This window comes from Rubrivivax gelatinosus IL144 (assembly GCF_000284255.1).
GTDB lineage: Bacteria > Pseudomonadota > Gammaproteobacteria > Burkholderiales > Burkholderiaceae_C > Rubrivivax > Rubrivivax gelatinosus_A.
In genome coordinates, this window is sequence record NC_017075.1 from 2,012,856 (window position 1) to 2,038,426 (window position 25,571).

At 72.6% G+C, this 25,571-nt stretch carries 24 protein-coding genes; 17 read left to right on the forward strand and 7 right to left on the reverse strand.

What is annotated here, in order from left to right:
• Nucleotide 1 precedes the first annotated feature (1 nt).
• On the forward strand, nt 2–1,132 hold the full coding sequence (locus RGE_RS09395; RefSeq protein ID WP_014428130.1) for a PepSY-associated TM helix domain-containing protein: 1,131 nt from the start codon (nt 2–4) through the stop codon (nt 1,130–1,132).
• On the opposite strand, the gene cobF is transcribed toward RGE_RS09395, so the two are convergent.
• Together cobF and RGE_RS09405 are read right to left on the reverse strand one after the other, a co-directional pair.
• Nucleotides 1,113–1,862: a precorrin-6A synthase (deacetylating) gene (cobF, locus tag RGE_RS09400; RefSeq protein WP_014428131.1), complete on the reverse strand. Its 750-nt coding sequence runs from the start codon at nt 1,860–1,862 to the stop codon at nt 1,113–1,115. The genes RGE_RS09395 and cobF overlap by 20 nt on opposite strands.
• Before the next feature lie 60 nt (nt 1,863–1,922).
• Nucleotides 1,923–3,347, reverse strand: a complete 1,425-nt coding sequence (locus tag RGE_RS09405) for a short-chain fatty acyl-CoA regulator family protein (RefSeq protein WP_014428132.1) — start codon at nt 3,345–3,347, stop codon at nt 1,923–1,925.
• 128 nt (nt 3,348–3,475) lie between these two features.
• Between RGE_RS09405 and RGE_RS09410 the strand changes: the two genes are divergently transcribed.
• The 7 genes from RGE_RS09410 to RGE_RS23145 all read left to right on the forward strand — a co-directional run bounded on the left by RGE_RS09410 (nt 3,476) and on the right by RGE_RS23145 (nt 9,235).
• Nucleotides 3,476–3,916 carry an acyl-CoA thioesterase gene (locus RGE_RS09410; protein WP_014428133.1) on the forward strand — a complete coding sequence of 147 codons (441 nt, stop codon included), beginning with the start codon at nt 3,476–3,478 and terminating at the stop codon, nt 3,914–3,916.
• Between the two features lie 98 nt (nt 3,917–4,014).
• Nucleotides 4,015–4,908: an ABC transporter ATP-binding protein gene (locus RGE_RS09415; protein WP_014428134.1), complete on the forward strand. Its 894-nt coding sequence runs from the start codon at nt 4,015–4,017 to the stop codon at nt 4,906–4,908.
• A complete protein-coding gene (locus RGE_RS09420) occupies nt 4,905–5,645 on the forward strand; it encodes an ABC transporter permease (protein WP_014428135.1) in 741 nt (246 codons plus the stop codon). The genes RGE_RS09415 and RGE_RS09420 overlap by 4 nt, the downstream gene beginning before the upstream one ends.
• Complete coding sequence (locus tag RGE_RS09425; protein WP_014428136.1) at nt 5,642–6,970, forward strand: amidohydrolase family protein; 1,329 nt, start codon at nt 5,642–5,644, stop codon at nt 6,968–6,970. Before RGE_RS09420 ends, RGE_RS09425 begins: the two co-directional genes overlap by 4 nt.
• Nucleotides 6,967–8,100 (forward strand): sensor histidine kinase, encoded by a 1,134-nt coding sequence (locus RGE_RS09430; protein WP_148280152.1) that lies wholly within the window; start codon nt 6,967–6,969, stop codon nt 8,098–8,100. Before RGE_RS09425 ends, RGE_RS09430 begins: the two co-directional genes overlap by 4 nt.
• Nucleotides 8,097–8,699 carry a response regulator transcription factor gene (locus RGE_RS09435; protein WP_014428138.1) on the forward strand — a complete coding sequence of 201 codons (603 nt, stop codon included), beginning with the start codon at nt 8,097–8,099 and terminating at the stop codon, nt 8,697–8,699. The genes RGE_RS09430 and RGE_RS09435 overlap by 4 nt, the downstream gene beginning before the upstream one ends.
• A gap of 59 nt (nt 8,700–8,758) precedes the next feature.
• Entirely contained in the window at nt 8,759–9,235 is a 477-nt protein-coding gene (locus RGE_RS23145; RefSeq protein ID WP_052310985.1) for a GNAT family N-acetyltransferase, read from the forward strand.
• A 4-nt stretch (nt 9,236–9,239) separates the two neighbouring features.
• Here RGE_RS23145 and RGE_RS09445 read toward each other — a convergent pair whose 3' ends face one another.
• From RGE_RS09445 to RGE_RS09455, 3 genes are all read right to left on the reverse strand, one after another.
• Nucleotides 9,240–10,859 carry a sensor domain-containing diguanylate cyclase gene (locus tag RGE_RS09445; protein WP_232505003.1) on the reverse strand — a complete coding sequence of 540 codons (1,620 nt, stop codon included), beginning with the start codon at nt 10,857–10,859 and terminating at the stop codon, nt 9,240–9,242.
• 193 nt (nt 10,860–11,052) lie between these two features.
• Entirely contained in the window at nt 11,053–11,610 is a 558-nt protein-coding gene (locus RGE_RS09450) for a PEP-CTERM domain protein (protein WP_014428141.1), read from the reverse strand.
• Nucleotides 11,607–12,992: an esterase-like activity of phytase family protein gene (locus tag RGE_RS09455; protein WP_014428142.1), complete on the reverse strand. Its 1,386-nt coding sequence runs from the start codon at nt 12,990–12,992 to the stop codon at nt 11,607–11,609. Before RGE_RS09455 ends, RGE_RS09450 begins: the two co-directional genes overlap by 4 nt.
• A gap of 168 nt (nt 12,993–13,160) precedes the next feature.
• Here RGE_RS09455 and RGE_RS09460 point away from each other — a divergent pair, with 168 nt between their 5' ends.
• The 3 genes from RGE_RS09460 (at nt 13,161) to panC (ending at nt 16,549) form a co-directional block, all read left to right on the forward strand.
• On the forward strand, nt 13,161–14,753 hold the full coding sequence (locus tag RGE_RS09460) for an aspartate:alanine exchanger family transporter (protein ID WP_014428143.1): 1,593 nt from the start codon (nt 13,161–13,163) through the stop codon (nt 14,751–14,753).
• A gap of 95 nt (nt 14,754–14,848) precedes the next feature.
• Nucleotides 14,849–15,697: a 3-methyl-2-oxobutanoate hydroxymethyltransferase gene (panB, locus tag RGE_RS09465; protein WP_014428144.1), complete on the forward strand. Its 849-nt coding sequence runs from the start codon at nt 14,849–14,851 to the stop codon at nt 15,695–15,697.
• 6 nt (nt 15,698–15,703) lie between these two features.
• On the forward strand, nt 15,704–16,549 hold the full coding sequence (gene panC / locus RGE_RS09470; RefSeq protein ID WP_014428145.1) for a pantoate--beta-alanine ligase: 846 nt from the start codon (nt 15,704–15,706) through the stop codon (nt 16,547–16,549).
• Between the two features lie 189 nt (nt 16,550–16,738).
• On the opposite strand, the gene RGE_RS09475 is transcribed toward panC, so the two are convergent.
• Nucleotides 16,739–17,305: an acetate uptake transporter gene (locus RGE_RS09475; protein WP_014428146.1), complete on the reverse strand. Its 567-nt coding sequence runs from the start codon at nt 17,303–17,305 to the stop codon at nt 16,739–16,741.
• A 320-nt stretch (nt 17,306–17,625) separates the two neighbouring features.
• Between RGE_RS09475 and RGE_RS09480 the strand changes: the two genes are divergently transcribed.
• Entirely contained in the window at nt 17,626–18,225 is a 600-nt protein-coding gene (locus RGE_RS09480; RefSeq protein WP_014428147.1) for an FMN-dependent NADH-azoreductase, read from the forward strand.
• Nucleotides 18,226–18,277: 52 nt separating this feature from the next.
• Complete coding sequence (locus tag RGE_RS09485; protein WP_043785074.1) at nt 18,278–18,772, forward strand: acyl-CoA thioesterase; 495 nt, start codon at nt 18,278–18,280, stop codon at nt 18,770–18,772.
• Nucleotides 18,773–18,787: 15 nt separating this feature from the next.
• Here RGE_RS09485 and RGE_RS09490 read toward each other — a convergent pair whose 3' ends face one another.
• Nucleotides 18,788–19,804, reverse strand: a complete 1,017-nt coding sequence (locus tag RGE_RS09490) for a CysB family HTH-type transcriptional regulator (RefSeq protein ID WP_014428149.1) — start codon at nt 19,802–19,804, stop codon at nt 18,788–18,790.
• Between the two features lie 178 nt (nt 19,805–19,982).
• Between RGE_RS09490 and RGE_RS09495 the strand changes: the two genes are divergently transcribed.
• The 4 genes from RGE_RS09495 (at nt 19,983) to RGE_RS23630 (ending at nt 25,569) form a co-directional block, all read left to right on the forward strand.
• Nucleotides 19,983–20,894: a flagellin N-terminal helical domain-containing protein gene (locus RGE_RS09495; protein ID WP_014428150.1), complete on the forward strand. Its 912-nt coding sequence runs from the start codon at nt 19,983–19,985 to the stop codon at nt 20,892–20,894.
• Nucleotides 20,895–21,012: 118 nt separating this feature from the next.
• A complete protein-coding gene (locus RGE_RS09500; RefSeq protein ID WP_014428151.1) occupies nt 21,013–22,932 on the forward strand; it encodes an O-linked N-acetylglucosamine transferase, SPINDLY family protein in 1,920 nt (639 codons plus the stop codon).
• A 14-nt stretch (nt 22,933–22,946) separates the two neighbouring features.
• Nucleotides 22,947–24,140: an HD-GYP domain-containing protein gene (locus RGE_RS09505; RefSeq protein WP_014428152.1), complete on the forward strand. Its 1,194-nt coding sequence runs from the start codon at nt 22,947–22,949 to the stop codon at nt 24,138–24,140.
• A gap of 508 nt (nt 24,141–24,648) precedes the next feature.
• Nucleotides 24,649–25,569: an HNH endonuclease gene (locus RGE_RS23630; RefSeq protein ID WP_014428154.1), complete on the forward strand. Its 921-nt coding sequence runs from the start codon at nt 24,649–24,651 to the stop codon at nt 25,567–25,569.
• Nucleotides 25,570–25,571 lie beyond the last annotated feature (2 nt).

Genomic DNA, 25,571 nt, shown 5'->3' on the forward strand with positions numbered 1-25,571 from the left:
GATGCAGCGCTGGCGCGGGGTGGTGCGCAAGGCGCACCTGTGGCTGGGTCTGGGTCTGGGCGGCCTGTTCGCCGTGCTCGGGCTCAGCGGCTCGGTGCTGGTGTTCTACGAGGCGGTGGACGCGGCTTTGAACCCGGAGATCCGGGTTCAAAGCCGCCTGCCGGCGCCGGGCTGGGACTCGCCGGTCTGGGACCAGGCGCTGGCCACCGTGCGCGCCCGCTGGCCCGAGCGCCGCGGCGCCTGGCGCTTCGAGGCGACTGGCCGGCCCGGGCCGCTGGCGGCGCGCTACCAGCCGCCCGGCGTCGGCCACCACGGCCAGCGCATCATGGTCTGGCTGTCGCCCGACGGCCGCCAGGTGCTGCGCGAAGACGAGTGGGGCCGCTACGCGATGACCTGGCTCTACGACCTGCACATGAACCTGCTGCTCGGCGAAGGCGGCCGCGCCGTCGTCGGCTGGGCCGGCGTCGCGACGGCCGCGCTGCTGGCCAGCGGGCTTTGGGCCTGGTGGCCACGCGGCAGCTGGCGCCGTGCGCTGCACTTCAAGCGCGAGGCCGAACGCACGCGCCGGCTGCGCGACCTGCACAAGCTCGCCGGCCTGGCCGGCCTGCCGCTGCTGGCGATGCTGGTCGTCACCGGCGTGATGCTGGCGCTGCCCGACGAGAGCAATGCGGTGCTGGCGCGCACGCTGGGGCCGGTCACCAAGCCGGGGCCGGTGCGCGCGGCGTCGTCGGGCGAGCCGGTCGGCATCGCCACCGCGCTGGCCGCCGCGCACCGGGTGATGCCCGCAGGCCGGCTGGCCTGGGTCGAGGCGCCCGGGCCGGGCTTCGGTGCCTACATGGTGCGTGTGCAGCAGCCGGGCGACCCGAGTTACCGCTTTCCGCACAGCAGCGTCTGGATCGACCCGGCCAGCGGCGCCGTGCTGGCGGTGCAGGACCGGCAGCGTTTCGGCGCCTCCAACCTCGTCAACAACTGGCTGCACCCGCTGCACGACGCTTCGGCCGGCGGGCTGTGGCTGCGCGTGCCGGTGGCGCTGGCCGGGCTGCTGCCGGCGCTGCTGCTGGCCACCGGCGTCTGGCGCTGGGCGCTGCTGCGCCGTGCGCGCCGCGAGGCGTTCAGCCGGCGCGCCGCCTGAGCAGGTAGATGTCCATGATCCAGCCGTGGCGCGCGCGGGCTTCGGCGCGTGCGGCCAGGATCTTCGGCGCCGCCTCGGCCAGCGGCCCGGCGACGGTGATCTGCTCGGGCATGCCGACGTAGGCGCCCCACCAGATCTCGACGCCCTGCGGGTCCAGCGCCTCGAAGGCGCCGCCGGCGTCGAGCATCACGACGACGGTGTCCACCCCCGGCGGCCAGCCGTCTTCGCGCAGCCGGCGCCCGGTGGTGACGACGAAAGGCGCGCCGATCTCGTTGAGCGGGATCGCGTGCGCCGCGGTCAGTGCGTGCACCGAGGTGATGCCCGGCACCACCGTCACCTGCGGCGGCGGCTGCAGCCGTGCGGCGATGCGCAGCGTGCTGTCGTACAGCGACGGGTCGCCCCAGACCAGCAGCGCGACGCGGCGTGCGCCGGGGTGCTCGGCGATCGTCTGCATCCAGACCTCGGCGATGGCGTCGTGCCAGTCGTCGACGCGGCGGCGGTAGTCGGCGGTGGCCGCATCGCGCACCGGCAGGTCGAACTCGGCGACGACGGTCTTCGCGTCGCGCAGCACCTCGGCGCAGATCGTGCGCCGCAGCTCGGCCAGGTCGGCCTTGTCCTCGCCTTTGCGCGGGATCAGCACCAGGTCGGCCGCGGCCAGCGTGCGCATGGCCTGCAGCGTCAGGTGCTCGGGGTTGCCGGTGCCGATGCCCACCAGCGCCAGTTCGATCATCGTCGGTCCTCGTGTCGCCGGGGGGCGACGGGCGGGCGAGTGTACGGCGGGGGCCGGTGTTCAGGCCGAGGCATAGGGCTCGCGCGGCCGCGTGTCGGCGTCGATGCGCAGCGCCCGGCCCAGCGCCGGGTAGGCGCGCTGGGCGCAGTCGCGGCGTTCGCAGAGCTTGCAGCCGGGGCCGATCGGCACCGCGGCGTCGGCACGGTCCAGCGCCAGGCCGCGGCCGTAGACCAGCCGGCCGGCGTGGCGCAGGTCGCAGCCCAGCGCGACGGCGAAGCGGCGCCCGGGCCGGCCCCAGCCGCCGTCGTGCTGCGTCACGCAGCGTGCGATCCACAGATAGCGCCGGCCGTCGGGCATCTGCGCCAGCTGCGTCAGCACCTGGTCGGGCTGGGCGAAAGCCTCGTAGACCTTCCACAGCGGGCAGGTGCCGCCGGTGCGCGAGAAGTGGAAGTCGGTCGCCGACTGGCGCTTGGAGATGTTGCCGGCGCGGTCCACGCGCACGAAGAAGAAGGGCACGCCGGGCGTGCCGGGGCGCTGCAGCGTCGACAGCCGGTGGCAGACGGTCTCGAAGCTGACGCCGTGGCGCCGCGCCAGCAGTTCGATGTCGTAGCCCAGAGCCTCGGCGGCGCCGAGGAAGGCGCCGTAAGGCAGCAGCAGCGCGCCGGCGAAGTAGCTCGCCAGGCCGATGCGCGCCAGCGCCCGTGCTTCGTCGCTCGGCAGCGCCGGGTCGGCGACCAGCGTGGCGATCGGCGCGGCGGCTTCGAGCAGCGCCAGCTGCGCCGCCATCTGGAAGCCGCGCTGGCCGGGCGCCAGCTCGGGATGCAGGCGCAGCGTGCGGCGCACCGGGTCGTAGCGGCGCAGGCCGGCGGCCTCGTCGGGCGCGGCCAGGTGCACGTCGACGCCGTGGCGGCGCTCCAGCCGCTGCTGCAGTGCCGGCGCCAGGTCGGCGGCCGAAGGCGAGGCCACGCCCAGTTCGGCATGCAACGCCTCGGCCAGCGCATCGAGCTCGGCGACGTGGTTGTGGCGGGCGTAGAAGAAGTCGCGCACTGCCTCGTGCGGCTGCGCCGGGCCGACCTGCGCCAGCAGCTCGCGGTCGCCGGCCTGCGCGGCCAGCGCCTGCAGCCGCTGGCGCGTGTCGTGCGCCTGGTGGTGCAGGGCGATGACGCGGCGCGCCAGCCCCGGCATCTGCCGCGCCAGCGCCTGCAGCTCGGCCTGCGCCACCGGCTCGGCCGCGTCGCCGTCGGCCACGGCTTCCTGGAGCTGGGCCACGAGGCGCGCTTCGTCGTCCTCGCTGAACCACTGCGCGTCCACGCCCAGCGTGGCCTGCAGCTTCAGCAGCACCGGCACCGACAGCGGCCGCTGGTCGTGCTCGATCTGGTTCAGGTAGCTCGGCGACAGGCCCAGGCGCTGGGCCAGCGCCGCCTGCGTCAGCCCGCTGCGTTCGCGCAGCGTGCGCAGACGCACGCCCATGAAGGTCTTGCGCATCGTTCAGGTGCTTCGCAATCTTCGCAAGATGGCGAAGAAGGCTTCGCATTCATTCGCCGTTTCAGGCGTTCTCGGGAGGCGACAGCATAGCGAAGATTGCGAACCTCACGAACTCTCCGAAGACCCCGATGCACGCCGTGCAAGACCTCCCCCGCCACCGCCCGCTGCCGGCCGACCCGGCGCACGAACTCCCGGCGCTGGACCGCCTGACGCTGACCGAGCTGGTGCTGCCCGAGCAGAGCAACCACTACGGCACGCTGTTCGGCCCCTACGGCCTGGCGCTGCTGGGCAAGGCCGCCTACCTGGTGGCCACGCGTTTCACGCGGCAGGCCATCGTGATGGCCGCGGCCAGCCGGGTCGAGTTCCTGAAGCCCGCGCCGGTGGGCAGCGTGCTGCGTGTCGAGGCGCGCATCGCGCGCGTGGGACGCAGCTCGCTCACCGCCACCGTCGTCGCCAGCTTCGACGCCGCGCCCGGCACCCGCGGCGAGCAGGCGCTGCTCGGCAGCTTCGAGATGGTCGCCGTCGACGCCCACGGGCGGCCGACTGCGGTGCAGCCCTCGCCGGCCTGAGGGTGACATTCGTCATGTCGACCGCCTGACACCGTTCACTGGTGCGCGCCGCGCCGCCCGGCGACAGTGGCTTCCTGTCGGAGCCCGGGAGAACGGCGATGGATGAGGCGGCGGCCGTCGAGGCCCGCGATGTCGTGCACTGCTACGGCCCGGTGAAGGCGCTGGACGGCCTGAGCCTGGCGCTGGAGGCCGGGTGCGTGACCGGCCTGCTGGGCCCCAACGGCGCCGGCAAGAGCACGCTGGTCGGCCTGCTGCTCGGCCGCTGGCGGCCCCAGGCCGGCCGCGTGTGTGTCTGCGGCCAGTTGCCCGGCAGCCTGGCCGCACGTGCGCTGACCGGGGCGATGCTGCAGAGCGCCGCGCTGGCCGCCCAGCTGACGGTGGCCGAGCATCTGCGGCTGCACGCCTCGTATCACCGCGCGGCGCGGCCGCTGGAGCAGACGCTGGCGCTGGCCGGGCTGCAGGCGCTGGCCGGGCGCCGCTACGGCGCGCTGTCGGGCGGCGAGCAGCGGCGCGTGCAGTTCGCGCTGGCCTTGTGCGGCCGCCCGCGGGTGCTGGTGCTCGACGAGCCCAGCGCCGCGCTCGATGCCGAGTCGCGCCGCGCGCTGTGGCAGGCGGTGCGCACGCTGGCCGATGAGGGCGCCGCCGTGCTGATGACGACGCACCTGCTCGAAGAGGCCGAGGCGCTGTCCGACCGCGTCGTGCTCCTGGCCGCGGGCCGTTGCCTGGCCGACGGCTCGCCGGCGCAGATCCGCGCCCGCGTGGCGGCGCAGTCGCTGCAGTGCCTGAGTTCGCTGCCGCTGGAGCGGCTGCGCGCCTTGCCTGGCGTGACGGCGGCCGAACCGCGCGGCCGGCGTGTCGCGCTGCGCACCCAGGCCGCCGAAACCACGCTGCGGGCGCTGCTGGCGGCCGACGACACGGTGGCCGAACTCGAGCTCACCGCCACCCGCCTGGAGGACGCCGTGCTCGACCTGCTGCACCGGGAGACCGCATGAACGCCGCCTCGCTGCTGGCCGCCGAGACCCGCGCCGAGTGGCTCAAGGCCTGGCGCCAGCCGGCCTTCGCGGTGCCGACGCTGGCGCTGCCGCTGGCCTTCTACGCCTTGTTCGCGATCGTGCTGACGCGGCCCGGCAGCGGCAATGCCGCCTACCTGCTGGCGACCTACGGCGTGTTCGCGGCGCTCGGCCCGGCGCTGTTCGCCTTCGGCGCCGGCGTCGCGCAGGAGCGCGAAGCCGGGCAGCTGGCGCTCAAGCAGATCGCGCCGCTGCCGGTGCCGCTGTACCTGGGCGCCAAGCTGATCGTCTGCATGGGCTTCACGGCGCTGGTCGTGGCCGGCCTGTACGCGCTGGCCGCCTGGGGCGCCGGCGTGGTGCTGCCGCGGGCCGCCTGGGCAGCGCTGGCGGCGGTGCACGTGGGTGCGGCCTTGCCGACGGGGCTGCTGGGGCTGGTGATCGGGCTGCGCCTGTCCGGGCAGGCGGCGATGGCGGTGAGCAACCTCGTCTTCCTGGCGCTGGCGGTGCTGGGCGGGCTGTGGATGCCGGTGTTCCTGTTCCCGCCGTGGATGCAGGTGCTGGCGCTGGCGATGCCCAGCCACCACCTGGCCGAGATCGCGCTGGCGGCCAGCGGGCGCGACATCGGCGGCAGCCTGCCCGGCCACGCCGCGGCGGTGGCGGGTTTCATGCTCGTCTTCGCCGCCGGCGCGGGCTGGGCCTGGCGTCGGGCGGCGCGATGAAGCGCGGCGTTGCCGCGGCGCTGGCCGGCGCGGCGGCGCTGGTCGCCGGCTTCCTGGCGCTGCCCGAGCCGGGCGACGAGCACGAGCCGGCGGCGGCGCCGGGTTTCGTCGTGCGCGACGTGCGCGTGTTCGACGGCGAGCGTGTCGTCGAGCAGGCCACCGTCGTCGTGCGCGACGGCCGCGTCGCCGAGCTCGGCCCGGGCCTGGCGCCGCCGCCGGGGCTGGAGGTGGTCGACGGGCGCGGCCGCACGCTGCTGCCCGGCCTGATCGACGCTCATGTCCACCCCTGGGGCGACGCGCTGGCCGAGACGCTGAACTTCGGTGTCACTACGGTGTTGAGCATGTTCTCCGACCCCGCCGCGGCCCGCGAGCTGGCGCGCACGCGCGACTCGCTGGCGCCGCGCGCGCACGCCGACCTGTTCTCGGCGGGCTGGCTGGCCACGGCGCCGGCCGGCCACGGCACGCAGTTCGGCCTGCCGGTGCCCCCGCTGGGCACGCCTGCCGAGGCACCGGCCTGGGTCGACGCGCGCCTGGCCGAAGGCTCGGACTACATCAAGATCGTCTACGAGCCGCGCGACGCCAACGGCCTGGGCCCGCCGTTCCCGTCGCTGGACCGGGCGACGCTGGCGGCCCTGGTGGCGGCCGCGCACCAGCGCCGTCGCCTGGCGGTGGTGCACGTCTCGCGCCTGGAGCCGGCGCGCGAGGCGCTGCAGGCCGGCGCCGACGGCCTGGTGCACGTGCATGCCGACCGCGTCGCCGACGAGGCCCTGGTGCGCCTGGCGCGCGAGCGCGGCGCCTTCGTCACGCCGACGCTGGCCGTCATCGCCGGCAACGATTCGGCCGCGGCCGGTCGGCCCGGCCCGCCGCGCGAGACGGAGCGTTTCGCCGCCGACCCCGCCGTGCAGCCCTTCCTCACGCCCGAGCAGCGCCGCGGACTCGAAGCCGGGCGCGGCGCGCGCCTGTCGATCTTCCGGCTGGAGCTGGCGCTGGCCTCGGTGCGGGCGCTGCACGAAGGCGGCGTCGAGATCCTCGCCGGCTCCGACGCCCCGAACCCCGGCACCGCGCACGGCGCCAGCCTGCACCACGAGCTGGAACTGCTGGTGCGCGCCGGCCTGACGCCGGTGCAGGCCTTGCGCGCGGCCACCGCGGCGCCGGCCGCACGTTTCGCGCTGGGCGACCGCGGCCGCATCGCGCCGGGCCGGCGTGCCGACCTGCTGCTGGTCGACGGCGACCCGACGGCCGACATCCGCGCCACGCGCGCCATCGTGCGCATCTGGAAGAACGGTGCGCCGGTGCCGCGCCGCCGCTATCCTGAGGCGACGTGAAGACACGAGCCATGCCCGACACCAGCGCTCCCGAGCTGCAGCAGATCGACCGCGGCACGCGGCGCATGGGCTACTGGTTCCTCGCCTATCTGCTGCTGTACCCGCTGCCCTGGCTGGGGCACGCACCCGGCACGGCGGCGCTGCTGGCCTCCGCGGCCGGCGTGGCGGTCTTCCTGCCGCTGTACCTGGCGGGCTTCGGCCGCAGCGACCGGCGCGCGCTGGGCTGCGGCGCCGGCGTCGCCGCCGTCGGCCTGGCGCTCGAGCCCTTCGGCGGCGTCTGGGGCGTGTTCATCGTCTACGCCTGCGGCCTGCTTGGCGGCGTGCTGCCGCGCCGGCGCGCGGCGGCGGCCCTGGCCGCGCTGGCCGTGGTGCTGGCGGCGCTGGTGCTGTGGCGCGGCATCGGTCCGTGGCACTGGCTGCCGTCGGTGTTCTTCGGCGCCATGACGGCGGTGGTGTCGATGTACTCGGCGGCCTTCGCCGTGCAGAGCGCCGAGCTGGCCGCGTCGCGCGACGAAGCCCGGCGCCTGGCGGTGGTGGCCGAGCGCGAGCGCATCGCGCGCGACCTGCACGACCTGCTGGGCCACACGCTGACGGCCATCGCCGTCAAGGCCGACCTCGCCGGGCGCGTTGCCGAGGCCGAGCCGGCGCGCGCCAGGGCCGAGATCGAGGACATCCGCCGCATCGCGCGCGCCGCGCTGGCCGACGTGCGGGCCGCGCTCACCGACCTGCGCGCCACGACGCTGGCCACGGAACTGGCGGCGGCGCGCAGCGCGCTGGGCAGCGCCGGCGTCGAACTCGACGCCGAGCTGCCCGCGCTGCCCCTGCCGGCGGCGGTGGAGACGGCGCTGGCCTTCGTGCTGCGCGAGGGCGTGACCAACGTCGTGCGCCACGCGCAGGCCAGCCGCTGCCGGGTGCAGCTGGCCTGCGCCGATGGCGAGGTGACGCTGGCGGTGCAGGACACGGCGCACGCCCCGGCGGCGGCCCGGCCGGCGCCGCCGGCCGAGGGCCACGGCCTCGCCGGCCTGCGCCAGCGGCTGCGCGCGGTGGGCGGCGAGCTCTCGCTGATCCGCGCGCCGCAGGGCTCGACGCTGCTCGCGCGCGTGCCGCTGGCAGGCGAGGGCGGCGCGTGATCCGGGTCGTCGTCGCCGAGGACCAGGCGATGGTGCTGGGGGCGCTGGCGGCGCTGCTGGCGCTGGAGCCCGACATCGAGGTCGTCGGCCGCGCCGCCGACGGGCCGGCCGCCTGGGCGCTGGTGCAGCGCGAGCGTCCCGAGGTGCTGCTGTCGGACATCGAGATGCCGGGCCTGAGCGGGCTGGACCTCGCCGCGCGCGTCCAGGCCGCGAAGCTGCCGACGCGCGTGCTCATCGTCACCACCTTCGGCCGCCCGGGTTATCTGCGCCGGGCGCTGGACGCCGGCGTGCGTGGCTACCTGCTGAAGGACCAGCCCAGCGAGGAGCTGGCCGCCGCCGTGCGCCGTGTCGCCGCGGGCCAGCGTGTCGTCGCCACCGAGCTGGCCGAAGCCGCCTGGGACCTGCCCGACCCGCTGAGCGAGCGCGAGCGCAGCGTGCTGCGCCTGGCCGAGGAGGGGCGCAGCAACAAGGAGATCGCCGACACGCTGGGGCTGTCGCCGGGCACGGTGCGCAACTACCTGCACGAGGCGGCGCAGAAGCTGGGGGCCGACAACCGGGTCGAAGCCGCGCGCATCGCCAGGACCCGGGGCTGGCTCTAGCCGGCGCGCCGCCTGCGATCATCGGCGGTCCCGACTTCCGCCCGAATCCGCTTCTTGCCATGACGCAGGCAACCCCGGTGGCCGCCGAGCCGCTTCGCATCGACCCGCTCGCCCCCGCCGACGTGCCCGCCGTGCGCGCCCTGCTGGTCGCCGGGCTGACCGAACGCTGGGGCGGCTACGAGCCGCGTTTCAACCCCGACATCGAGGCCCTGGCCCAGGGATTCGACGGCCGGCTGACGCTGGTCGCGCGCCGGGGCGGCACGATCGTCGGCACCGGGGCGCTGCGGCCGGCCGGGGCGGGGCGCTTCGAGATCGTGCGCATGTCGGTCGCCAGCGAACACCGGCGCCAGGGCGTCGGCGCACAGGTGCTGGCGGCGCTGCTGGACGCAGCGCGGCAGCGCGGCGCGCACGAGCTGGTGCTGGAGACGACGCGCAGCTGGCAGTCGGCGATCGAGTTCTACGAGCAGCACGGCTTCCGACGCACGCACGACGACGGCGAGGACGCCTGGTTCGTGCGTGAGCTGCCCGCCGGCTGATGTCTCAGCCGGCCAGCGAGTCGTCGGCGCTGACGCAGCAGTTGCGCCCGCGGCGCTTGGCCGCGTAGAGCGCCTCGTCGGCACGCTGCAGCGCCACGACGACCGGCGTCGCGTGGCCGTCGGCCCAGGCGACGCCGATGCTCAGCGTGACGTGCCCGGCTTCGGCGAAGCCGTGGCCCTGCACCGCCAGGCGGATCTTCTCGGCCACCAGCGCGGCCTCGGCCGGCCCGGCCAGCTCGGGCAGCAGCACGGCGAACTCCTCGCCGCCCAGGCGCGCGGCGAGGTCGGTCTCGCGGATCGAGGCCTCCAGCAGCCGCGAGATCTCCTGCAGCACGCGGTCGCCGACGCTGTGGCCGAAACGGTCGTTGACCGACTTGAACAGGTCCACGTCGAGCATCAGCAGGCCGATGCCGCGCCCGGTGCGGCGTGCGCGCGCTTCCTCGTCGGCGGCACGCTGCTCGAAGGCGCGGCGGTTGGCCAGCCCGGTCAGCGCGTCCTGCGAGGCCAGCCGGGCGAGCTCGGCGTTGGCCGCCGAGAGCTGGCGCGTGCGGTCGTCGACGGTCTGCTCGAGCTGCGCGTTGGCCTGCTCCAGCCGGGCTTCGCGGTCCAGCAGGCTCTCGGTCATCGCGCGCACCGATTCGGTCATCGCCTCCAGCTCCGGCGAGCCGCAGCGCTGCGGGAAGGCGGCGCTGCTGCGGCCCTCGCGCACCGCGACCACCGCGGCGGCGAGCTGTTCCAGCGGCCGGCTCAGGCGCACCGCGAGCACGTAGGCGAGCGCGGCGACCAGCAGCGAGGCCACGAGCCCGACGATGAACAGCCGGTCGCGCAGCGCCGAGATCGGCGCCGTCGCCACCTCCAGCGGCTGGCGCAGCACGACGCTCCAGCCCAGGTCCGACTGCGCCGTGGCCGGCACCGCCGCGCGCGCCACCAGGTAGGCGCGGCCGTCGGCGTCGTTCTGCACGCCGAAGCGTCCCGGCCCGGGGGCCTCGGGCAGGCGCATGCCCGGCGCGTGCAGCGGGAACAGCAGCGTGCCGTCGCGCGCCAGGATCATCGCCTCGGTGCGCAAGGCCGCCGGGTCGCCGCGCACGGCGTCGGTCACGGTGCGGGCGATGCGCTGCCAGCGCACGTGGGCGGCGAGCACGCCGCGCACCTCGCCGTCGTGGTCGCGCACCGGCGCCGCCAGGTCGATGAAGTGCAGCGAGTCGGACGCCTCGTGGGCCAGCCGCCGGGCCAGCTGCGCGTCATCGTGAACGTCGCCGGTGTAGGGGCCGCGCAGGCCGGCGGCGAACCAGGGCCGCTGGCGGACGTCGGCGCCGTCGAGCCGCCCGCCGGTGGCGTTGAGCAGCCGCCCGGAGGCGTCGGCCACGCCGATCCAGACGTATTCGTCGTTGATCTCCTTGCGCAGCTGCAGCGAACGCAGCACACGCGGCGAGTTCAGCCGGCTCTCGACCAGCGAGGGCACGCGGCTCAGGATCTCGACTTCCTTCTCGCGTTCCTGCAGCCGCACGGCGAGCTGGAAGGCCGCCGAGCGCGCCGAGCTCAGCAACTGCTGGCCGACGAACTCCGCGCGCTGCTGGGTGGCCTGGCGCGCCGCATAGAGGCCCACGCCGAGCAGGGTGCACAAGGCCAAGCCAGCGGCCCACAGCGTGAGCCTGACTCGGAACGACCCCCAGGCCCGGGGCGAGACGTCCGGCGCCGCGCTCATCGGCCGACGCCGGGCCGCGCCACCGCGGGCCGCCTGCAGATGGACATGCCGCGACTGTGAAGGAGCGCCGCAGCCCTGTCACGGCCAGGCTTCACGCCCGGCGCCGTTGTCTTCAGCCGCGGCGGCGTTTTCCGGCGAGCAACAGGCCGCCCAGTGCCGCGGCGGCCAGCGGCAGCGTCGCCGGCTCGGGCACGGCCGTGAAATCGGTCACGACGGCGGTGGCGCTGCCGCCCCAGCCGTCGACCGAGTTCATCGCCAGGCCGAAGACCGCGTCGTGGTCCAGCACCAGGCTGAAGCGGCCGGACTGCGGGTCGAACGAGTCGCCGGCGCTCAGCGCCTGGAACTGGCCGTCGAGCAGCCAGCCGAAGACGTCGTTGTTCGAGCCGCCGTCGTCGGCGGTCGTGTAGGCCCAGTCGAAGCTGATCGTGGTGCCGGCGGCCAGCGCGACGGTCGCCGTCAGCAGCGTCGGCACGAAGGCCTGGTCGGGGCTGCCGGTGAAGTCGGCCGAGACCAGCGTCAGGCTGTCGGGCGCGATCGTCGCGACGCCGTTGCCGCCGTCGGTGTTGGCGACGGTCCAGGTCAGCGCGTCGACCGGGCCGGCGTGGGCGGCGAGGCAGCCGGCGGCCAGCAAGGCGGCGGCGACGGGGCGGAACAGGGTGCGGGCGTTCATCGGGCGAAGCTCTGGTTGACGAAGACCGAGCCGCCGAGGTCGGCGTCGGTGAAGCTGAAGACGAACCACTGGTTCGGGTTGTCCTGGCCGTCGGCGGTCGTCGGCAGGAAGTCGTTGTCGTTGCCGACGTAAAGCGTGTGGCGCGTGACGCCGTCGACGACGATGTCCTCGCCGAAGGCGATGCCTTCGAGCTTGGCCGGGATCGCCGTGGCCTTGATGCCGGCGGCGCCGAGCTTGGCGGCGATGTCCAGGAACAGCGTCTTGGTCAGCGCGTAAGGCGCCAGCGTCGCCGCGCCGCTCTTGCCGCTGACGTCGCTGCCGGTGGCCAGGTCGACCTTGTAGATGCGCTTGACGACGGCGCTGGAGCCGTCGCCGCGGCCCTTGCCGTCGCGCTCCAGCACCAGCAGCTCGTGCTCGTTGAGCGCCAGGATCTCGCTGCTGTTGTAGGTCTTGGACTTGTCGGCCAGGTAGTTGTCGTAGACGAACTGCTGGGTCGCGCCGCTGGCCAGGTCGATCTTCAGGATGCGGTTGTAGCGGCCGCCGTCGCCGCCGTCCTGGATCAGCGGGCTCTGGACCATCGCGAACAGCGTCTTGCCGTCGGGCGAGATCGCCAGGCCTTCCATGCCCTTGTTGGCGACGCGGCCGCTGGTGTTGGCGCTGATCTCGGTGCTGCCGACGGCCGCCTTGCGTGCCACGGCCAGTTCGGCCGGCAGCCGGGTGACGCGGCCGCGCGCGCCGGTGGCGCGGTCGAACTGGTAGACGTAGGGGCCGTATTCGTCGGAGACGAAGACCGTGGTGCCGCTGCGCGCCAGGCGGATGCCTTCGGGGTCCAGGCGGGCGTCGCTGCTGTCGGCCGAAGTCGTCGCCGGGTTGAAGTTGTCCGAGCGGCCCGAGAAGTAGAAGCGGTTGGCGCCGTTGGCCGCCGGCACCGCGCCGAAGCCGCCGGCCGTGCCGCCGTAGGCGAGCGCCGTGCGGCTGTAGAGCAGCGTCGTGCCCAGCAGCGTCGGCGTCAGCGTGAACGGCAGGCCGGTCTTCGTGTCGGGGGTCGCGCTCAGCGCCAGCGACAGCGTGTGGAAGCGCGGGATGTAGCTCGTCGTGTCGTCGACGGCGCTGTTCCAGGCCACGGCGTTGGGGCCGCGGTCGGGCAGGGCGAGGAAGGTGCTGCCGCCGGCCCAGGTGAGGCCGGAGCCCAGGCCGCCGAGCAGGTCGCCGCGCTGGCCGTTCTCCAGCGGCGCGCTCTGGCCCGAGAAGTCGCTGCCGTTGCCCGGCAGCGAACCGATGGCGATCAGGTCGACGGCGAAGGCGGCGCCGGAGGCACTGCCCAGGGCCAGCGCCGCGGCGGCGGCCAGCAGGCGGCGGTGATGTTTGGACAACCGGGTCATGGTGTTTGTGTTCCGACGATGACGAGCCGGGCGATGCTCGTGGGGGGGCGTGACGCTTGCGTGACGGCCCCCCGGTTCCGGGGGCGCGCGTGCCGCGGGCGGCGGCGCCGTGCCGACACCGGGCCCGGCTTTCGTTACCGTCGCGGCGGACCGAACCAGACGACCGCCATGGACTTCGTGCTCGCCTACCTCGCCCGGCAGGAGATCCTGCTGCTCTTCGTGCTCATCGGCTTCGGCGCGCTGGCCGGCCGGGCCCGGCTGGCCGGCGTCTCGCTGGGTGCCGCCGCGGTGCTGTTCCTGGCCATCGCGCTCAGCGCCTGGGGCAAGTCGCGCGGCCACGAGCTGGTCGTGCCCGAGGCGCTGGGCACGCTGGGGCTGACGCTGTTCACCTTCGCGATCGGCGTGATGTCGGGGCCGGGCTTCTTCGCCTCGCTCAAACGCGGCGTCTGGCCGATCCTGGCGACCGTCGGGGTGCTGACGAGCGCCGCGCTGGTGGCCGTGCTCGGCGGCCGGCTGCTGGGGCTGGACCCGGCGCTGGTGGCCGGCGCCTTCGCCGGCGCGGTGACCAACACGCCGGCGCTGGCTGCCGCGCGCGAAGCCGCCGGCAACAGCCCGCTGCCGACGATCGGCTACGCGGTGAGCTACGTCTTCGGCGTGCTCGGCATGCTGCTGGCGACGCAGTTCGCGCTGCGCGACCGTGCCCAGGACCACGACTCGCCGGCGCCGCTGGTCAACTGCACGGTGCGGGTCGAGACCGACGCCGAGCCGCGCATCGGCGAGATCGAGCGCCGCCACGAAGGCCGCATCCGCTTCTCGCGCGTCAAACACGGCGGCAGCCGCTTCCCGACGCAGGCCCCGGGCGACGCCGACGTGCTGCGCCGCAACGACCTGGTCACCGTCGTCGGCCCCGAGGACATCGTCGCGCGTGTCGCCGCCGAGCTGGGCCACGCCTCGTCGCACACGCTGCATGCCGATCGCAGCGAACTCGACTTCCGCCGCATCACGCTGTCCAACACCCAGCTCGCCGGCAACACGATCGCCGGGCTGGGGCTGATGCGCCGCTTCGGCGCCACCGTCACGCGCGTGCGCCGCGGCGACGTCGACATGCTGGCCAACGACGACCTCGTGCTGCAGCCCGGCGACCGCGTGCGCGTCATCGCGCCGCGTGCGCAGATGGCGGCGGTGTCGGGCTTTCTCGGCGACTCCGAGCGCGGGCTCTCGGACATCAACCCGGTCGCGCTGGGCCTGGGCATGGCGGCCGGCATCCTGCTCGGCAAGTTCGCCTTCCCGGTGCCGGGCGCCGTGTTCTCGATCGGCTCGGCCGCCGGCACGCTGGTGCTGGGCCTGGTCTTCGGCCAGCTCTGCCGCATCGGGCCGGTGGTGACGACGCTGCCGCATTCGGCGGCGCAGGCGATCGCCGAGCTCGGGCTGCTGGTCTTCCTCGCCCAGGCCGGCACCAAGGCCGGCGGCCAGCTCGGTGCGGCCTTCGCGTCGGGCGCCTGGATCGACCTGCTGCTGCTGGGGCTGGTGGTGACGACGACGACGGCCGTCGCGGTGACGCTGGTGATGCGGCGCGTCTTCGGCATGGGCAGCACGCGGCTGGCAGGGGTGCTGGCCGGCACGCAGACCCAGCCGGCGGTGCTGGCGTTCGCCAACGGCCGCACCGGCCACGACAGCCGCGTCGCCCAGGGCTACGCGCTGGTCTACCCGGCGGCGATGATCACCAAGATCCTGCTCGGCCAGGTGCTCGGCGGGCTGTAGCGCCGGGCGTGGCCCCGCGGCGCGCGGGCCGGTGCACCGCGCACCCATAATCGCGCCCGTTCCGACACCGCCGCCCCACGAGGGCCGCCTGCGCCATGAGCGTCCACGTCACCGACACCCCCGCGGCCGCCTCGCGCCCGCGCCTGAACCTCGTGCGCCTGCGCGAGATGGCCGCGCGAGACGAGCCGATCGCGATGCTGACCTGCTACGAGGCCACGCTGGCCCGCCTGGTCGACGCAGCCGGCGTCGACGTCGTGCTCGTCGGCGACTCGCTGGGCAACGTCGTGCAGGGCCGCTCGAGCACGCTGCCGGTGGACCTGGGCCACATGGCCTATCACACCGAATGCGTCGCGCGCGGGCTGTCCTCGGCCTGGCTGATCGGCGACCTGCCGTTCGGCAGCTACGAAGCCTCGCCGCAGCAGGCGCTGGAGTCGGCGATCACGCTGATGCGCGCCGGCGCCCAGATGGTCAAGCTCGAAGGCGGCGGGCCGATGGTCGAGACGGTGCGTTTCCTCGTCGACCGCGGCATCCCCGTCTGCGCCCACCTGGGGCTGACGCCGCAGCGGGTGCACGCGCTGGGCGGCTTCCGCGTCCAGGGCCGCGACGCCGCCGGCGCCGAGACGCTGGTGGCCGACGCCCAGGCGATGGCCCAAGCCGGTGCCGCGATGCTGGTGCTCGAACTGGTGCCCTCGGCCGTCGCGCGCCAGGTGCGTGCCGCCGCGCCCGGGCTGATCACGATCGGCATCGGTGCCGGCCCCGACACCCACGGCCAGGTGCTGGTGCTGCACGACATGCTGGGCTGGACGCCGGGCCGCCGGCCGCGCTTCGTGCACGACTTCAGCCGCGACGGCGAACACACGCGCAGCGTGCAGGACGCCGCCGCCGCCTACGTCGCCGAGGTCAAGGCCCGGCGTTTCCCCGACCCCGTGCAGCACGGCTACTGAATCCCGATGAAGACCATCCACACCATCGCCGAGCTGCGCGCCGCGCTCGCCGGCCAGACGCGCACGGCTTTCGTGCCGACGATGGGCAACCTGCACGACGGCCACCTCACGCTGGTGCGCCAGGCGGCGACGCTGGGCGGCCCGGTCGTGGCCAGCGTCTTCGTCAACCGGCTGCAGTTCCTGCCGCACGAGGACTTCGACCGTTATCCGCGCACCCTGGCGCGCGACGCCGAGCTGCTGGCCGGTGCCGGCTGCGACCTGCTGTTCGCGCCGGCCGAAGACGAGCTCTATCCCGAGCCCCAGGTCTACCGCGTGGCGCCGCCCGCGGCGCTGGCCGACATCCTCGAAGGCGAGTTCCGGCCGGGTTTCTTCGGCGGCGTCTGCACCGTCGTGATGAAGCTCTTCGGCGTCGTGCAGCCGGCGGTCGCGGTCTTCGGCCGCAAGGACTATCAGCAGTGGCGCGTCATCGACGCGATGGCGCGCCAGTTCGCGCTGCCCACGCAGGTGGTGGCCGGCGAGACGGTGCGCGCCGCCGACGGCCTGGCGCTGAGCTCGCGCAACGGCTACCTGAGCGAGGCCGAGCGCCGCGAAGCACCGGCGCTGGCCGCGGCGCTGCGTTCGCTGGCCGAGGCCACGCGCCGCGCGGCCGACCCGGCGGCGCTGGCGGCGGCCGAAGCCGCAGCCGCCGCGGCGCTGCGCGAGCGCGGCTGGGCGCCCGACTACCTGACGGTGCGCCGTCGCGAGACGCTGCTCGCGCCCGACGCCGCAGCGCTGGCCGCCGGTGCGCCGCTGGTGGCCTTGGCCGCCGCACGGTTGGGCGCGACCCGCCTCATCGACAACTTGGAGTTCTGAGAGTTCTCAGGCCGGGACGGCACGAACTGTCAACGCTTGTGGGTTCGCCGAGCGGGCCCGTGGGTTTTTCGGAGATAATAGCTGTGCGTCGCGGCCTTCGGGTCGTCGACGTTCGTCTATTTCTCTTCATGACCTTCAATATCCCGCGGGCTTGCCCGCGGGATACTTTTTCAAGGTTACAGACGAGTTTCACGCGCCGATCGGCAGGATACTCCGACCATATTGCGCGTGGAGCACCTCGGCCATCGCCAGGTAGATCGCCGAGAGACCGCAGACGATGCCCTCGAAGCCGGCGATCATGCCGATCGTCGCCGAGCCGCTGAAGTCGCGTGCGGCGAGCAGCGCGAACAGCAGCGTCAGGCTGCCGAACACGAACTGGATCGCGCGGTTGCTGCGCCAGGTGCCGACCCACATCCAGGCCGTGAACACGCCCCACATCACCAGGTACCAGCCCATGAAGCCCTCGGGCGTCGCGTCGGCCCAGCCGAGCTTGGGCAGCACGATCAGCGCCACCAGCGAGAGCCAGAAGAAGCCGTAGCTGACGAAGGCGGTGAGGCCGAAGGTGTTGCCTTTGCGGAACTCGAGGATGCCCGCGACGATCTGCGCGGCGCCGCCGTAACAGAGGCCCATGGCGAGCACCATGGCGCTCATCGGGAAGAATCCTGCGTTGTGGATGTTGAGCAGGACGGTGGTCATGCCGAACCCCATCAGGCCGAGCGGCGCAGGGTTGGCGAAGTGATCGTTGGAAGCAGACATGCGAGCCCTCGCGGAGGCTGGATAAAAGGCTCGCGACTGTATCAGGGTATACCCTAAATTCTGATATCCGATGGTCCTGCTGCGAGATTTCCCGGGGAATGATCGGGATATTCAATGAACTGATCGCCGGCGCCACTGGAAGCGGTCAGGCGCTGTTCGAATTTTTGCAACAGAGGCGTCGAGACCGGCGAACGGCGCGCCCGCGCGCAACGCCCAGAATTGCTTCCGTACCGAAAGCGCTCCTCGGTGACGCTGCCCCAGCGGGGCGTGCAAAGCGATCGAACAGCGCCGCCGGCCCGACTTTCCTACAGGACTGCACGATGAAGATCCTCCAGATCAATGCCAGCGCCCGCCGCGAAGGCGCCAACTCGACCCGTGTCGCCAACGACGTCGTCGCCGGCCTGCGCGCCGCGAACCCGGATGCCGAACTGACCGTGCGCGACCTCGCCGCCAACCCGCTGCCGGTGCTCGACGAAGCCGCGCTGGGCGCGCTGTTCACCCCCGCCGAAGCGCGCACGCCGGAGCAGGCGGCCCGCGTGGCCGTGGCCGACGCTGCCGTCGCCGAACTGCAGGCCCACGACGTCATCGTGCTCGGCGTGCCGATGTACAACTTCGGCGTGCCGGTGCAGTTCAAGAACTGGATCGACTCGGTGGCCCGCGCCGGCATCACCTTCCGCTACACCGCCAACGGCCCCGAAGGCCTGGTCACCGGCAAGAAGGTCATCGTCGCGCTGGCGCGCGGCGGCATCTACCGCGACACGCCGTCGGACTCGCAGGTGCCCTACCTGAAGTCGGTGCTGGGCTTCCTCGGCATGACCGACGTGCGTTTCGTCTACGCCGAAGGCCTGAACATGGGCCCGGAAGCCGCGGCACGCGGCTTCGCGCAGGCTCAAGCCGACATCGCTGCCGCGCTGGCATGATCGTCCGCGGCGGCAGGTGCCGCCGCAGACATCCCCCGAGGAGCCCGTGACGATCGCCTTGCCCGCCCATGAACTGCAGATGACGGTGTTGATGACCCCGGACACCGCCAACTTCTCGGGCAAGGTGCACGGCGGGGTCATCCTGCGCCACCTCGACCAGGTGGCCTACGCCTGCGCCAGCCGCTACGCCGGGCGCTACGTCGTCACGCTGAGCGTCGACCAGGTGATGTTCCGCCAGCCGATCCAGGTCGGCGAACTGGTCACCTTCCTCGCCTCGGTCAACCACACCGGCCGCTCCTCGATGGAGATCGGCATCAAGGTGCTGGCCGAGGACATCCGCGCCGGCGTCGTGCGCCACGTCAACAGCTGCTTCTTCACGATGGTCGCGGTCGACGACGGCGGCCAGCCGGTGGCCGTGCCGCCGCTGGAAGTGCGCACGCCCGACCAGAAGCGCCGCCATGCCGCGGCCGAGATGCGCCGCGCGATGCGGCGCGAGATGGAAGCCAAGGCCGCCGCGATCCACGAGGCGCACGCGCGCGGCGAATGACGCCGCGCAGCGGCCTCAGCCGCCGGTGACGGCGTCGGCCGGCGTGCGCCAGGCGCTGGGCGGCGGCGGTTCGGGCGAGAGTTCCAGCGGCTGGCCGTGCGGCGTGGCCAGCGCGCGGTCGACCAGCGCGCGCGACAGCGGCGACGCGAAGGTCTGGATGAAGTCGTAGGCGTAGTCGCGCAGGTAGATGCCGCGGCGCACCGCCAGCCGCGTCGTGTTCACCTCGAACAGATGGCGCACGTCGATCGCGTGCAGGCCGTGGTCGCGCGCCGGGTCGTAGGCGATCGAGGCGATGATGCCCACGCCCAGGCCGAGTTCGACGTAGGTCTTCACGACGTCGGCGTCCATCGCCGCGAGCACGATCTCGCGGCCCAGGTTCTCGCGCTCGAAGGCTTCGTCGATGTGGCGACGGCCGGTGTAGCCGGGTTCGTAGGTCACCAGCGGGAACTGCGCCAGGCGCTCCAGCGTCAGGCCCACGCCCTGGCGGTCCTCTTCGGCCAGCGCATGGCCTTGCGGCACGACGACGACGTGGCTCCAGCGGTAGCAGGGCAGGGCGACGAGTTCGTCGTAGTCGGCCAGCGCCTCGGTGGCGACGCCGATGTCGGCTTCGCCGTCGATCAGCCAGCGCGCGATCTGGCGCGGCGAACCCTGGTTCAGGTGCAGCGTGACCTGCGGGTTGGCGGCGAGGAAGTCGCGCACCACCGGCGGCAGCGCGTAGCGCGCCTGCGAGTGCGTCGCCGCCACCGTCAGCGTGCCGCTGCCGGCGCGCGCGAAGTCGGCGCCGGCGCGCTTCAGGTTGTCGGATTCGGCGAGCAGGCGCTCGATGATCGGCAGCGCCACCTTGCCCGGCTCGGTGAGCCCGGTCAGGCGCTTGCCGACACGCACGAAGAGGTCGACGCCGAGTTCGTCCTCGAGCTCGCGCACCTGGCGGCTGACGCCCGGCTGCGAGGTGTGCAGCACCTCGGCGACCGAGGTGAGGTTGAAGCGTTGCCGGACGGCTTCGCGGACGGCGCGGAGTTGCTGGAAGTTCACGCTGCGCATGGTGCAGGCGTTGTTTGCATGAACGAACGAATCGATTCGCCGACCCTCATGCGTTCAGCGAATAAGTGATCTTGCAGCCGGTCGTTTAAGAAATTCCGCGGGCCGTCGCCCTGTGGTGACGAGACCGAGGCGCAACGTACTCGGACCACCACCCCACCGGAGCACCGTCATGCTGAGCCTTCATACCAACGCCGCGTCTCTGTCCACGCAGAACTCCGTCGGCAACACGCAGCGTTCGCTGTCCTCGTCGATGTCCAAGCTGGGCACCGGCTATCGCATCAACTCGGCGATGGACGACGCCGCCGGCCTGCAGATCGCCACCCGCCTGGACGCCCAGACCCGCGGCATGGCCGTCGCCCAAAAGAACACCCAGAACGGCATCTCGATGATGCAGACCGCCGAAGGCGCGTTCGCCGAGACGACCAGCATCCTGCTGCGCATGAAGGATCTGGCGACCGAAGCCGCCAACGGCTCGTCGACCGCCGACGACAAGACCGCGATGCAGTCGGAATACGACGCGCTGGGCCGCGAACTGACCAACATCGTCAAGAACACCTCCTTCGGTGGCCAGAAGCTGTTCGGCGTCGGCACCGACGCGGCGGCCGTCACCGGCGGCACGAGCACGCTGGGCAAGGGCACCGGCGTCACGTTCCAGATCGGCTCGAGCGCCGCTGAAACGATGGTCGTCAACGTCTCCGACGCCCTGGGCAAGCTGACCGCCGACGACGGCAGCCTGGGCAAGGCCAGCGCGGCCTACGTCACGACCGCCGACGCGACGACGGTCGGCACCGAGCTGACCGGCGCCGCCAACGCGACGATCACCAAGCTCGACCAGGCCATCGCCGACGTCGGCACGGTGCGCTCGGCGCTGGGCGCGGCGTCCAACCGCCTCGACCACGTCTACAACAACCTGTCGAACATGAGCACGAACACGTCGGCCGCCAAGAGCCGCATCATGGACGTCGACTACGCCAGCGAGACCGCCAACATGACCTCCAAGCAGCTGCTGCTGCAGGCCGGCACCTCGATGCTCAAGCAGAGCGGCAGCATGTCGCAGCTCGCCCTGTCGCTGCTGAACTGAGTCCGACGAGCGGCGCGCCAGCGCCGCCCGCGTCGCCAGGGCCGACCGGCATCGCCGGCCGGCCTTCTTGCCGTCAACCGGCCGCGGCCGGCACGGCTCTTCTTCGAGGAGCAGGCGCATGGCGCTGCAGGATGTCCGCCGCAACGACCGGTACGACACGAACTGGCGTGCCGGCGTCGCCGCCGTCGGCGCCGGGCGCTGGGGCGAGGCCGAACGGGGTTTCCAGCGCGCGGTGCAGGCCTCTCCCGGGGCCCACGCCGCCTGGCTGTACCTGGCGCGAGCGCAGCTGCAGCTGGGCAAGCTCGACAGCGCGGTCGCCGCGGCGCGCCGGGCGCTGGCGCTGAAGGCCGGCGACGCGGTCGCCGCGATGCTGCTCGGCGAATGCCTGACGCACCGCCATCGCCATGCCGAGGCCGCCGAGGTGCTCGAAGCCGCGCTTGCGGCGAACCCGGCCACGCCCGAACTGCTGTCGGCGCTGGGCAGCGCGCTGCTGCTGGCGCAGCGGCCGCAGGACGCGATCACGCGGCTGATCCAGGCCAGCATGCTGAGCCCGGCCGACGCGCTGCTGCACTACCGCCTGGGCCTGGCCTTCAAGCGCCTGGGCGCCGAGAGCCAGGCGGCGATCTGTTTTCGCACCGCGCTGTCGGTCGACCACGACGGCGCGATCGCGCCGCTGGCGCTGCCGCTGCTCGTCAGCTCCAGCCAGCAGAGCTGCGACTGGAGCGAGCTCGAGCGCGACGGCGCGGCGCTGCTCGCGCTGCTCGACGTCGCCAGCGTCGAACGCGGCGGCGAGATCTCGCCGTTCTCGCTGCTGTCGCTGCCCAGCAGCCGCGCCCAGCAGCGCCACGCCGGCGCGCTGCACACCCGCCACCTGCTGCAGGGCCTGCGCCCGTCGCTGCCGCCGCCGGGGCCGCGCCGCCCGGGGCGCGTGCGCGTCGGCTACCTGTCTTCGGACTTCCACAACCACGCCACGGCGCTGCTGATGGTCGGCCTGCTCGAGTGCCGCGACCGCGAGCGCTTCGAGGTCTTCGCCTACACCCACAGCGCGCCTGACGGCAGCCCGCTGCAGCAGCGCCTGCTGGCCGCCTGCGACCAGGTCGTCGACGTCGCCCGCCTGAGCGACACCGAGGTCGCCGAGCGCATGCGCCGCGACGGCGTGGACATCGGCGTCGACCTCAAGGGCCACACGCGCGGCACGCGCATGACGGTGTTCGCGCAGCGTCCGGCGCCGGTGCAGGTCTCCTTCCTCGGCTACCCGGGCAGCACCGGCGCCGACTACCTCGACTACGTCATCGGCGACCCCGTCGTCACGCCGCTGGCGCACGCCGCGGACTACAGCGAGTGCATCGCCCAGATGCCGCACTGCTACCAGCCCAACGACCACCGCCGCGCGCTGCCGCCGGCGCCGCCGCGTGCCGAGCTCGGCCTGCCCGAGGACGCGCTGGTGCTGTGCTGCTTCAACCAGAGCTACAAGATCACGCCCGAGGTGCTGGCGCTGTGGGCGCGCGTGCTGCACGAGCTGCCGCAGGCGGTGCTGTGGCTGCTGGCCTGGAACGCCGACGGCCAGCGCCGGCTGCTGGCCGCGCTCGAGGCGCTGGGCATCGGCGCCGAGCGTGTCGTCTTCGCCGAGCGCCTGCCGGTCGACCAGCACATCGCGCGGCTGCGCGCCGCCGACCTGTTCCTCGACACCTGGCCGTACAACGCGCACACCACCGCCAGCGAGTCCTTGTGGGCCGCGGTGCCGGTGCTGACCGTGCCCGGCGAGACCTTCGCCTCGCGCGTGGCCGCCAGCCTGGTCGCCGCCTGCGGCCTGCCCGAGCTGGCCTGCGCCGACGCCGAGGACTACGTGCGTACCGCCGTCGAACTCGGGCGCTCGCCCGAACGCCTGCAGGCCCTGCGCTGCCATCTGGACGCGCGGCGCGCGGGCCTGCCGCTGTTCGACACCGAGCGCTACACGCGCGACTACGAGGCGCTGCTGCTGCGCATGCACGAGCGCCGGCTGCAGGGGCTGGCGCCGGCGGCGCTGCCCGCGGCCTGAGGAGCGCGCCGGCGGTGCTCAAGGAGATCGCGGTCGCCGACCTGCGTGTCGGCATGTTCGTGCACAAGATCTGCGGCTCGTGGATCGACCACCCGTTCTGGCGCACGCGTTTCGCGCTGCGCGAGGCCGAGGACGTCGCCAAGCTGCACAGCAGCGGGGTCGAGCGCCTGGTCATCGACCTCGAGCGCGGCGTCGACGTGCTGCCGGCGCTGGTGCCGGTCGACGAGCCGCTGTCCGACGCGACACCCGAGCCGGCGCCGCCGCCGGAGCCGCCGCGTGTCGGCCGCGACTACGTGCAGGCCGCGGCGCTGTGCCGGCGCAGCCTGGCACCGCTGCGCTCGCTGCACGACAGCGTGCGCCTGGGGCGCGCCGTCGCCACCGAGGCCTGCGAGCACCTGGTCGACGAGATCGTCGACTCGGTCGAGTACGAGCCGACGCTGCTCGTCGCCGTCGCCCGGCTGAAGGCCGCCGACGAGTACCTGTACCTGCACGCGCTGGCGGTGTCGGCGCTGATGGTCGCGCTCGGCCGCCAGATGGGGCTGGCGACGCCGCAGCTGCGCGAGGCCGCGCTCGCCGGGCTGCTGCTGGACATCGGCAAGGCTCGGCTGCCGTCCGAGCTGCTGACGCGCCCGGCGCGGCTGCAGGGCGACGAGCTGGCGCTGATGCGCCGCCACGCCGAGATCGGCCACGCGCTGCTGTCGCGCCTGGACGGCGTGCCGCGCAGCGTGCTCGACGCCGTGCGCCACCACCACGAGCGCCTGGACGGCAGCGGCTACCCCGACAAGTTGCGCGCCGAGGCCATTCCCGCTTTCGCGCGCATGGCCGCGGTCTGCGACGCCTACGACGCCGTGACCTCGCGCCGGCCCTATCGCGCGCCCTGGGACCCGGGGCTGGCGATGCGCCACCTGGCGCAGTCGCCGCGCGAGTTCGACGCGGTGATCGTGCAGCACTTCGTCAAGGCGGTCGGCATCTATCCGACCGGCACGCTGCTGCGGCTGAAGTCCGAGCGCCTGGCGGTCGTCGTCGGCCGCGGGGCCTCACTGCTGACGCCGCGTGTGCGGGTCTTCTACTCGGTCGACGAACGCCATGCGATCGAGCCCTTCGATCTCGATCTGTCCGATCCGCGCTGCGAGGACGCAGTCGCCGGCATCGAGCCACCGGAGGCCTGGCGTTTCCCGGGGCTGGAGCAGCTCTGGCTGCGTGGGTGATCGGCGTTTGGCCTAGGTCTGGCTCTCGCGCTGCGTGCCGCCTTGCTTGGTTCGTGAGCATTGGATGTGAGGGACGGCCGGCGGTCAAAGGCCTCGGCGTGCCACGATCGCCGGGTGGCCGGTTCCGTTCATGTCCTCCGGCCCGGCAAGCCGGGCCTCCTCCTGATACTTCACTCCACCGGCCACCCGGCGCCCGCGGCAGGGCGGTGCTGGGGCTGTTCGCTCGGGGGTGGCGGACCTCCCCCCGAAGGCGGGCGGTGGGCTTGGCGGCGGACGTGGGGCGGCACAGAATCATCTGTAACCGACGCCGCTTTCGGCGTCATTTTTACGCCTGCACCGCGGGTCGCTCGGCGACGGAAATCTCAAGCGCGACAAGGGCTTGAGTTGTCGTCCAGGGTGTCTGTTACGCGAGCGTTGGATTTGTTATGTGGCGTCTGGTTGCTGCATATAACAATAGTTGGTCACTTTAGGAGTCGCCATGCCAATCTTGTTTTGCAATGTCGGGTGGATGAGGTACTACAACGGTATTGATGGTGATTCAATCGAACGGGGTGGCGAATACAACCAACACTCAACAGGCCACGAAGTCTGTAACTTCAGCAGCAACGCCGGCACTCTTTACGGATATGTCCAGCCCACTGGCAAAATCAAGATCGAGAAATTGGGTGCCGGCAAGAAAGATGATTCCGTGAGTGGTGTAACCGTCGTATGGACGGCTGGGCCTGAAAGTGGTGGAACTGTCGTCGTCGGTTGGTACAAGGATGCGACGGTCTTTCGTGAGGCGCAGAAAATTGAAAAGCCGAGTGCAATTCAGAAGAAGAACGGCGTTAGCATATTCAGAATCAAGGCCCCAGCTGGTAAGGCAGTATTGCTTCCTGTTGAACAGCGAGAACTAATGATTCCGAGAGCAGTAAAGGGCGGAATTGGTCAAAGTAATGTTTGGTTCGCAGACAAGGAAGAAAGCCAAGAAATTGTGAACCGCGTCACTTCGCTCATCAATGGGGAGGCTATCGCCGCTCTCCCTGATGTGGATCAGAGTCAGGCTATTCTTGAAGGCAACCCTCGCCTTGTCGCACACCTTCGGCGTGAGCGAAATTCGGCGATTGTTAAAGCAAAGAAAGACGCAGTCCTTCGAGCCACAGGAAAACTCTGCTGCGAGACATGCGGATTTGATTTCAAAGAGGTTTACGGAGAATTCGGCGATGGGTTTTGTGAGGTGCATCACCTTCAGCCATTAGCCAAGGCTGATGGTGTTGTGAAAACAGAATTAGGTGATCTGGCAATTGTTTGCTCAAACTGTCACCGTGTCATTCATCGAACCGATCCGATGCTTTCCATTTCAAGCCTAGCGATGCATCTTCAGCGCCAGCGTGCCCAACACGGCGGTCCACACGAACGCTGCGCGATAAAGCCCGCGCAGCGCCGGTGACC